7 protein-coding genes and 1 pseudogene are annotated in these 7,824 nt (G+C 70.0%); 4 read left to right on the forward strand and 4 right to left on the reverse strand.

What is annotated here, in order from left to right:
- From BUQ68_RS22340 to BUQ68_RS22355, 4 genes and pseudogenes are all read right to left on the reverse strand, one after another.
- Nucleotides 1-259: pseudogene (locus BUQ68_RS22340) on the reverse strand (xylose isomerase); the annotation flags it as partial.
- 37 nt (nucleotides 260-296) lie between these two features.
- The gene (xylB, locus tag BUQ68_RS22345; RefSeq protein WP_075218244.1) at nucleotides 297-1,757 is read right to left on the reverse strand and encodes a xylulokinase; all 1,461 of its coding nucleotides are present in this window, start codon (nucleotides 1,755-1,757) and stop codon (nucleotides 297-299) included.
- 45 nt (nucleotides 1,758-1,802) lie between these two features.
- A complete protein-coding gene (locus BUQ68_RS22350; RefSeq protein ID WP_075218245.1) occupies nucleotides 1,803-2,825 on the reverse strand; it encodes a LacI family DNA-binding transcriptional regulator in 1,023 nt (340 codons plus the stop codon).
- A gap of 97 nt (nucleotides 2,826-2,922) precedes the next feature.
- A complete protein-coding gene (locus BUQ68_RS22355; RefSeq protein ID WP_075218246.1) occupies nucleotides 2,923-4,146 on the reverse strand; it encodes an NAD(P)/FAD-dependent oxidoreductase in 1,224 nt (407 codons plus the stop codon).
- A 233-nt stretch (nucleotides 4,147-4,379) separates the two neighbouring features.
- Here BUQ68_RS22355 and BUQ68_RS22360 point away from each other — a divergent pair, with 233 nt between their 5' ends.
- From BUQ68_RS22360 to BUQ68_RS22375, 4 genes are all read left to right on the forward strand, one after another.
- Nucleotides 4,380-5,087, forward strand: coding sequence for an ABC transporter permease (locus BUQ68_RS22360; protein ID WP_075218247.1), 708 nt, complete (start codon nucleotides 4,380-4,382; stop codon nucleotides 5,085-5,087).
- Nucleotides 5,080-5,835, forward strand: coding sequence for an ATP-binding cassette domain-containing protein (locus tag BUQ68_RS22365; RefSeq protein ID WP_075218248.1), 756 nt, complete (start codon nucleotides 5,080-5,082; stop codon nucleotides 5,833-5,835). The genes BUQ68_RS22360 and BUQ68_RS22365 overlap by 8 nt, the downstream gene beginning before the upstream one ends.
- 18 nt (nucleotides 5,836-5,853) lie before the next feature.
- Nucleotides 5,854-6,693 (forward strand): ABC transporter substrate-binding protein, encoded by an 840-nt coding sequence (locus BUQ68_RS22370; protein ID WP_075218249.1) that lies wholly within the window; start codon nucleotides 5,854-5,856, stop codon nucleotides 6,691-6,693.
- 128 nt (nucleotides 6,694-6,821) lie between these two features.
- Nucleotides 6,822-7,754: a carbohydrate kinase family protein gene (locus BUQ68_RS22375; protein ID WP_075218250.1), complete on the forward strand. Its 933-nt coding sequence runs from the start codon at nucleotides 6,822-6,824 to the stop codon at nucleotides 7,752-7,754.
- Nucleotides 7,755-7,824: the final 70 nt, after the last annotated feature.

The following is a 7,824-nucleotide window of genomic DNA, read 5'->3' on the forward strand; positions in this document are numbered from 1 at the left end:
CGACGTCCGCCTTCTGCCGGGCGAGCGCCATCACGTCGCTGCCGTGCATCCACGGCCGCTCGAAAGTCTCGCCGCCGAACGGGTCGCCGCCCGGCCAGGTGAAGGAGTGCCAGTAGCAGATGGCGAAGCGCATGTGCTCCGCCATGGTCTTGCCGAGCACCACGCGGTTCTTGTCGTACCAGCGGAAGGCGAGCGGGTTCTTGGAGTCCGGGCCTTCGTAGACGAGCGGCTTGGGGTTGGTGAAGAAGGGGGCGTTCATGCGTGAGGCTCCTGTGTCGGCCTTGGTGACCGAAGGGTCAGACGATCTGGCGGATGGCGGGGAAGAGGCGGCGGTAGCGGTCATAGGTCTCCGCGTAGGCGCCGACGAGCGTCGGGTTCGGCTCCACGGTGCGGGCGACCGGGGGCGGGGTCAGCGTCTCGAACGGGTCGTCGCCGGTGGCGGCGATGCGGCCGAGGCGGGCGGCCCCGAAGGCGCCGCCGGCGTCCGCCTCGCGCGTCACATCCAGCGGCCGGTTCAGCACGGAGGCGAGAATGGTGAGCCAGGCCTCCGACCGCGAGCCGCCGCCAACCGCGAAGGCGCGGTCGAGCGTGGTGCCGGCGTCCTCGAGCACGCGCTGGCAGTCCCGGAACGCGAAGGCGACGCCCTCCAGCACCGCCTGGGTCAACGTCTCGCGGGTGGTCTCGTGGCCGAGGCCGATGAAGGCGCCACGCGCCGCGGCGTCGTTGTGCGGCGTCCGCTCGCCGGAGAGATAAGGCAGGAAGATCACCGGCGACGGCGCCGTCGGCTTCGGGTCGAGCGGGGCGGTCAGCGTCGGCGCCGGCGTCGCCAGGATGTGGGAGAGCCACTCCAGGCTGGCGGTGGCGGAGAGGATCACGCCCATCTGGTGCCAGGTGTTCGGCACCGCGTGACAGAAGGCATGCACGGCCCCTTCCGTGTTCGGCAGGAAGGACGCGTTGGAGACGAAGAGCACGCCGGAGGTGCCGAGCGAGGCGAAGGCCACGCCGGGCTTCACCGCGCCCATGCCGACGGCGCTCGCCGCGTTGTCGCCGCCGCCGCCCGCCACCACCGGCGGCTTCGCCATCCCGAACCGGGCGGCGAGATCCGGCAGGAGGGTACCCGAGACGGCCGTGCCCTCCACCAAGCGCGGCATGTGCCGGCGGGAGAGCCCGGTGGCGGCGAGAAGGTCGTCCGACCAGTCGCGCGTCGCCACGTCCAGCCAGAGGGTGCCGGCGGCGTCCGACATGTCGGACACATGGTCGCCGACGAGCTTCAGGCGCACATAGTCTTTCGGAAGCAGCACCTTGGCCACCTTGGCGAAGATCTCCGGCTCGTGCCGGCGCACCCAGAGGAGCTTCGGCGCGGTGAAGCCCGGCATGGCGATGTTACCCGCCCCCGCCCGCAGCATCGGCGCGGCGGCCTCAAGGTCCGCGCACTCGGCGGCCGAGCGGCCGTCGTTCCAGAGGATCGCCGGGCGGAGCGGACGGTCCGCGTCGTCGAGGAGGGTCGCGCCGTGCATCTGGCCGGAGAGGCCGATGCCGGTGACGTCGGCCATCTCCGCCGCGTGGTCCGCCTTCAGGGCGTCGAGCGCCGCGAACGTGGCCGCCACCCAGCTGTCCGGGTCCTGCTCGGACCAGCCCGGATGGGGCCGGGACACCTCCAGGGCCACCGACCGGGTGGCGACGAGCCGCTCGGCCCCGTCGATCAGCACGACTTTGACCGACGACGTGCCGACATCGATGCCTATGGTGTGCGACATGATCTTCCAACTCCCTGAAGCGTTCTTGTGCTTGGCCGCAGTCGCCTACGGCAGGTTCTCGCGAAGGTAGACCTCGATCCGGATCCGCTCCTGGTCGTCCAGGATGGCGAGGTCGTTGATCAGCGCCTGCAGCACCCGCGCTGCCGACCGGGCTTCGTGGCCGGCATCCTGGGCGATCACCGCGTCGATGGTGCCCCGCAGGAGCGCCGACCGGCTCTCGTCCGTGAGTTCGTGGGCGACAAAGACGATCTCGCGCGCCCGGCCGGAGGCCTCCAGCGCCCGGATGACGCCGCCGGTGCCCGCGCCCACATTGTAGATGCCCGCAAGGTCCGGATGGTCGCGGAGGAGATCGCGCACCACCGCCGCCACCCGCTCCGGGTCGTCCCGGCCCTCGCGCGCGGCGATCACCTGGATGTCGCGGAAATCCTGGGTGATGACCTGCTCGAACCCGAAGCAGCGTTCCGCATGATCGCGGAGCGCCAGCGAACCGGTGACCAGCGCCACCTTGCCCGTGCGGTTCGCCAGGAAGCGCGCGGCCAGCGTTCCGGCGGTCCGGCCGGCGGCGGTGTTGTCGATCCCCACGTAGCGGTCTCGCGCCGAGCTCGGCACGTCGGAGACCAGCGTCACCACCCGGATCCCGCGCCGGGCGAGCGCGTTGATGGCTTCGCGCACGGCCGGATGGTCGAGGGCCACCACGGCGATGCCGTCATAGTCGTCGCCGCCGGCTCGCTCCAGCGCCGCGCCGAGCGCCGGGCCGTCGAACACGTCGACGGTGCGCACGTCGAAGGTGGAGCCGGCGAACGGCAGCCACTCGCGCAGCCGGGCGACGCCCTCGCCGAGGGCCGTGAAGAAGGGATTGCCGCCGGTCGGCAACAGAAAGAGGTAGCTGTTCGGCGGCGGCTGGACCCGGGAGGCAAGGCTCGACGGTGCGTAGCCCAGGCGACGGATCGCCGCCTCCACCCGGGCGACGGTGTTGCCGCGCACGCCCTCCCGGCGATTGAGCACGCGATCGACCGTGGCGACGCTCACGCCGGCCGCGTCGGCCACGTCCTTCAGCGTCACTTTCATGGAAGATCGCCTCCGATCCTTTGATAGGATCAGATCATTAAATGGACGATATCCCTTCGTCAAGCTGGCAGGAGCTTGATCTATATCGGCATTTTTGTCACCGTCCAGGCACCAGCGCCTTCAGGTCGACGGTTTCGTCCGCCGCCAGCGCCGGCGGCAGGGCGATGCCGGCGGCGAGGAGACGGCGGCCCACCATGTGGTCGGCCGGCCGGTCGACGCTGTCGATCCCGAGGAGGCGATCCCCGGCATAATGAAAGACCGAGAAGCGGCCGGACTCCGGATTGCCGCGAAGAACGGTCCGGTCCGCGCCTTGGGACAGACCCACCATCTGCAGCTTGGTCGGGCCCTGGTCGGACCAGAACCAGGGCACCGACCGGTAGGGATCGGGCTTGCCGAGGAGGGCAAGGGCCGCGTGCCGCGACTGGTCGGTGGCGTTCTGGACCGACTCCACGCGAAGCCGGCGGCCGGCGTGCCAGTGGTCGAACACCACGCCGTCGCCGCTGGCCACGATGGTGGGGTCGGACGTCACAGCATGGTCGTCCACCAAGAGGCCGCCCTCCACCGCAAGGCCGGCCGCCTCGGCGATCTCGGCGTTCGGGATGACGCCGATGCCGACCAGCGCGAGATCCGCCGGGATGCGGCTGCCGTCGCTGGCGCGGACCGCGCGGACCTTGCCGCCCTCCCCTTCGAAGCCGGCGAGCGCGGTGCCGAGGCGCACCTCGATACCGGCGGCGCTGTGGCGGGCAAGCATGTGGACGGAGACTTCCGGGGCGACCGCCCGGCCCATCAGCCGCGGCCCGGCTTCGAGCACGGTCACGGTCTTGCCGAGGAGCGCCGCGGTGGCGGCCACTTCCAGGCCGATGAAGCCGCCGCCGACCACCACCACGTCGCGCGCCTGGACCAGCGCTTCCCGGAGGATTCGGGCGTCGGCGGTGGAGCGGAGGTAGAGGATGCCGTCGAGGTCGGCGCCCGGCACCTCGGGCCGGCGGACCCGGGCGCCGAGGGCGAGGGCGAGCCCGTCGTAGGCGAGACTGCGGCCGTCGGCGAGGGTCACGGTGCGGGCCTGCCGGTCGATGGCGACGGCGGTGGCGTTCAGGTCGACGTCGATCCGGTTGGCCACGTACCAGGCTTCCGGGCGGATCGGCAGGATCTCTGCCGCCGTGTCCTTCAGGAAGGCCTTGGAGAGCGGCGGGCGCTGGTAGGGAATCTCTCCCTCGGCGGAGACGAGCCTGACAGGCCCCTCATAGCCTTCGCTTCGAAGCGCTGCCACAAGCGCGGCGCCCGCGTGCCCGCCGCCCACCACGACTATACCGCTCGCCATGCCACCACCCCTGCATTTTTCTGCGCTGAGAAGCACACGTTTCCAAACCTGCTGGTGCATCAAAATATTCAGAGCCAATCTGCGTTTCCGCGCAGGCCTGTCGCTTGTCCTTCCGGACTGGAGATGACACGGTTGCCCGGCGCACCGAGACGGGTCGCCAACAGGTCAGAGTGGTTCTCGCACAGTCCGGCGTCAGCGGACAAATGCGACGAGAGGAACGGAGGAGACGACAGGTGCAGGACTTCGGCGCCGCCTTCCGGCTCGCGGGCCACCTGCTCGTATCGGGGGATCCGGACCTTCTGGAGATCGTCGCCCGGTCCCTCGCGGTCAGCCTCGGGGCCGTGCTCGTCGCCTGCCTGATCGGCCTGCCGCTCGGTGCCCTCATCGGCTTCCTGCGCTTCCCCGGGCGCCGCGCCATCGTGGTTTTTCTCAATGCGCTCATGGGCTTGCCGCCGGTCGTGATCGGCCTTCTGGTCTACATGATGCTCTCGCGGGCCGGTCCCCTCGGTCCGCTCGGCCTTCTCTATACACCGACCGCCATGGTGATCGCCCAGGCCGTCCTGGTGACCCCCCTCGTCGCCGCCCTCGCGCGGCAGACGGTGGAGACGCTGGCGGCGGAATATGACGAGTATTTTCAGTCTCTTGCCGTACCGTGGCACGCCGCGCTCGGCGCCCTTCTGTGGGACGGCCGGTCGGCGCTGGTGACGGTGGCGCTGGCGGGTTTCGGGCGGGCGATCGCCGAGGTGGGGGCGGTTATCATCGTCGGGGGAAACATCGATCATCTGACACGGGTGATGACGACGGCGATCGCGCTGGAGACCTCCAAGGGGGATCTGGCCTTGGCGCTGGCGCTCGGGATGGTGCTGATCCTCCTCTCGGTGGGGGTCAATGCGGCGGTGATGGGGGTGCGGTCGCGGGCGGTGGAGGCCGGGCATGGCTGACGGAACGCTGCCGCCGGTCCTGACCTCAAGCCACCCCATCGGCGGACTGACGCCGTTGCGGATGACGGGCGTGCGGCTCGTGCGAAAGGGGCAAGTACTTCTGAACATTGAGGATCTGACGATCGGGTCAGCGGGGGTGACGGTGCTTCTGGGGCCGAATGGGGCCGGCAAGAGCCTGCTCCTCAGGGTGGCTGACGGGCTGGTCCGGCCGGATGCCGGGGCGGTGACCTGGGGCGGGCTTGCGCCGGATGGGACGGTCCGGCGGCGGATCGGGTTCGTGTTCCAGCAGCCGGTGCTGCTCCGCCGGTCGGTGCGGGCGAACCTGAAGTTCGCCATGGGAATCAGCGGCTTGTGGGACCGCCGGAAGGCCGATCGGGCGCTGGAGGATGCCGGCCTTGCCGGTCTTGGCGACCGTCCCGCCCGGGTTTTGTCGGGGGGTGAGCGGCAGCGGCTGGCGTTGGCGAGGGCGCTGGTGCTGGATCCGGAGGTGCTGCTTCTCGACGAACCGACGGCGAGTCTGGATCCCGCGGCGGTCGCGGCAGTCGAGGGCATGATCGGACGCGCGGTCGCGCGTGGCCTGAAGGTCGTTCTCGTGACCCACGACATCGGCCAGGCCAGACGGCTCGCCGACGAGGTGATCTTCCTTCACCGCGGCCAGATCACCGAACAGGCAGCAGCCCGCCTCTTCTTCGCCGACCCGCGGAGCGCGGCGGCGAAAGCCTACCTTTCCGGCCTCCTTATACCCTGACATCATGGAGTGACGATCATGCTCAATCGGCGCACTTTCGTCGGCCTGGCGACCGCGGTCGCCCTCACCGCCTCGAGCCTCCTTGCGGCGGCCAACGACGCGAAATCCATCCTCTTGCAATCGACGACTTCGACCGCGAACTCCGGCCTCTTCGATTACTTGCTTCCACTGTTCACCGAGAAGACCGGCATCCGCGTGGATGTGGTGGCGGTCGGCACCGGGCAGGCGATCAAGAACGCCGAGAACGGCGACGGCGACGTGCTGTTCGTCCATGCCAAGGCGGACGAGGAGGCCTTCGTGGCGGCCGGGCACGGGGTGAAGCGCTTCGACGTCATGTACAACGACTTCGTGGTGGTCGGCCCGAAGGCGGATCCGGCCGGCGTCGCCGGCGGCCGGGACGCGGCGGCGGCACTGAAGGCGATCGCCGACGTCGAGGCGCCCTTCGCCTCGCGGGGCGACGACAGCGGCACCTACAAGGCGGAGCTGAAGCTCTGGCAGAAGGCCAAGGTGGACGTGAAGGCGGCCTCCGGCGGCTGGTACCGGGAGACCGGGTCCGGCATGGGCCAGACCCTCAACGTGGCGGCCGGCATGGGCGCCTACGCGCTCACCGACCGCGCCACCTGGGCGGCCTTTGAAAACAAGGGTGATCTTGCCGTGCTGGTCGAAGGCGACACCGCGCTCTTCAACCAGTATGGCGTGATCCTGGTGAACCCGGAAAAGCACCCGACCGTGAAGGCGGACCTCGGCCAGACCTTCGTGGACTGGCTGGTCTCCAAGGAGGGACAGGCGGCGATCGCCGGGTTCACGATCGGCGGCGAGCAGCTCTTCTACCCGAACGCGACGCCCTCGGGCAGCTGAGCGCAAAACGCAGGACAATCCGACGTTCGGCCTATGACGCCATTGAACGGACTAGGCTTTGAGGCTAGCAAGGACCGACCGGCGGCGGGTTTCCCGCCGCCCGACCCTTGCGAGGCGGACACCCATCCATGCTTCTGAGCTGTGGCGACGCGCTGATCGACTTCGTTCCCGTCAAGGCCCAGGACGGCCGGGACGCCTATGTGCCGGTGGTGGGCGGATCCTGCCTCAACATCGCGGTCGCCATGGCGCGGCTCGGGGTGCCGGCGGGACTCGTCGGCGGGCTGTCCAAGGACATGTTCGGCCAGATGATCGCCGACCACGCGGCGGCCTCCAAGGTGGATCTGCGCTACACCGACCGCTCCGACACGGAGGCGACCCTCGCCTTCGTGCGCTTCGTGGACGGCGAGCCGCACTATGCCTTCTACGACGAGACCACCGCCGCGCGGCTGTGGACCTACACGCCCGGCTCCATCCCCTTCGCCGCCATCGACTGCATCCACGTGGGTTCGACCACGCTGATCAACGATCCGGTCTCCACCTCCACGCTGGAGATGGCCAAGGCGGCGCGCGAGTTGACGACCGTGTCGTTCGACCCCAATTGCCGGCCCTCGCTGGTGCGCGACAAGGCCGACTACGGCCGCCGGATGGAGGCGTTCGCCGCCAACGCGGACATCGTACGCATGTCGGACGTGGACTTCGACTTTCTCTACGGCGGCACCGACTATGCCGGGAAGGCCGAGTCGCTGCTTTCCGGCGGCGCCGTGCTGGTGATGGTGACGCGCGGCGGCAAGGGCGTGATCGCCTGGCACAAGACCGCCGGCATGGTGGAAGTGCCCGCCCCCAAGGTGGACGTGGTCGACACCATCGGCGCGGGCGACACCTTCCAGGGCACCACGCTGGTGGCCCTGAAGGAAGCCGGCCTGATCGACAAGGAGGCGCTGGCCGGCGCCTCGGCGGACGAGATCCGCGCCGCGCTGACCTTCGGCGTCACCTGCGCGGCGATCACCTGCTCGCGCGCGGGCGCCAACCCGCCGTGGCGGCACGAGGTGCCGAAGGGCTGAGCGGGGGCGTTTTCGGGAGAGGGGCGTTGGATCGGCTGCCGAGCGGACGAACGGCGGCCGTTCGGACCGG

This window comes from Mongoliimonas terrestris (assembly GCF_001927285.1).
GTDB classification, from domain to species: domain Bacteria; phylum Pseudomonadota; class Alphaproteobacteria; order Rhizobiales; family Pleomorphomonadaceae; genus Chthonobacter; species Chthonobacter terrestris.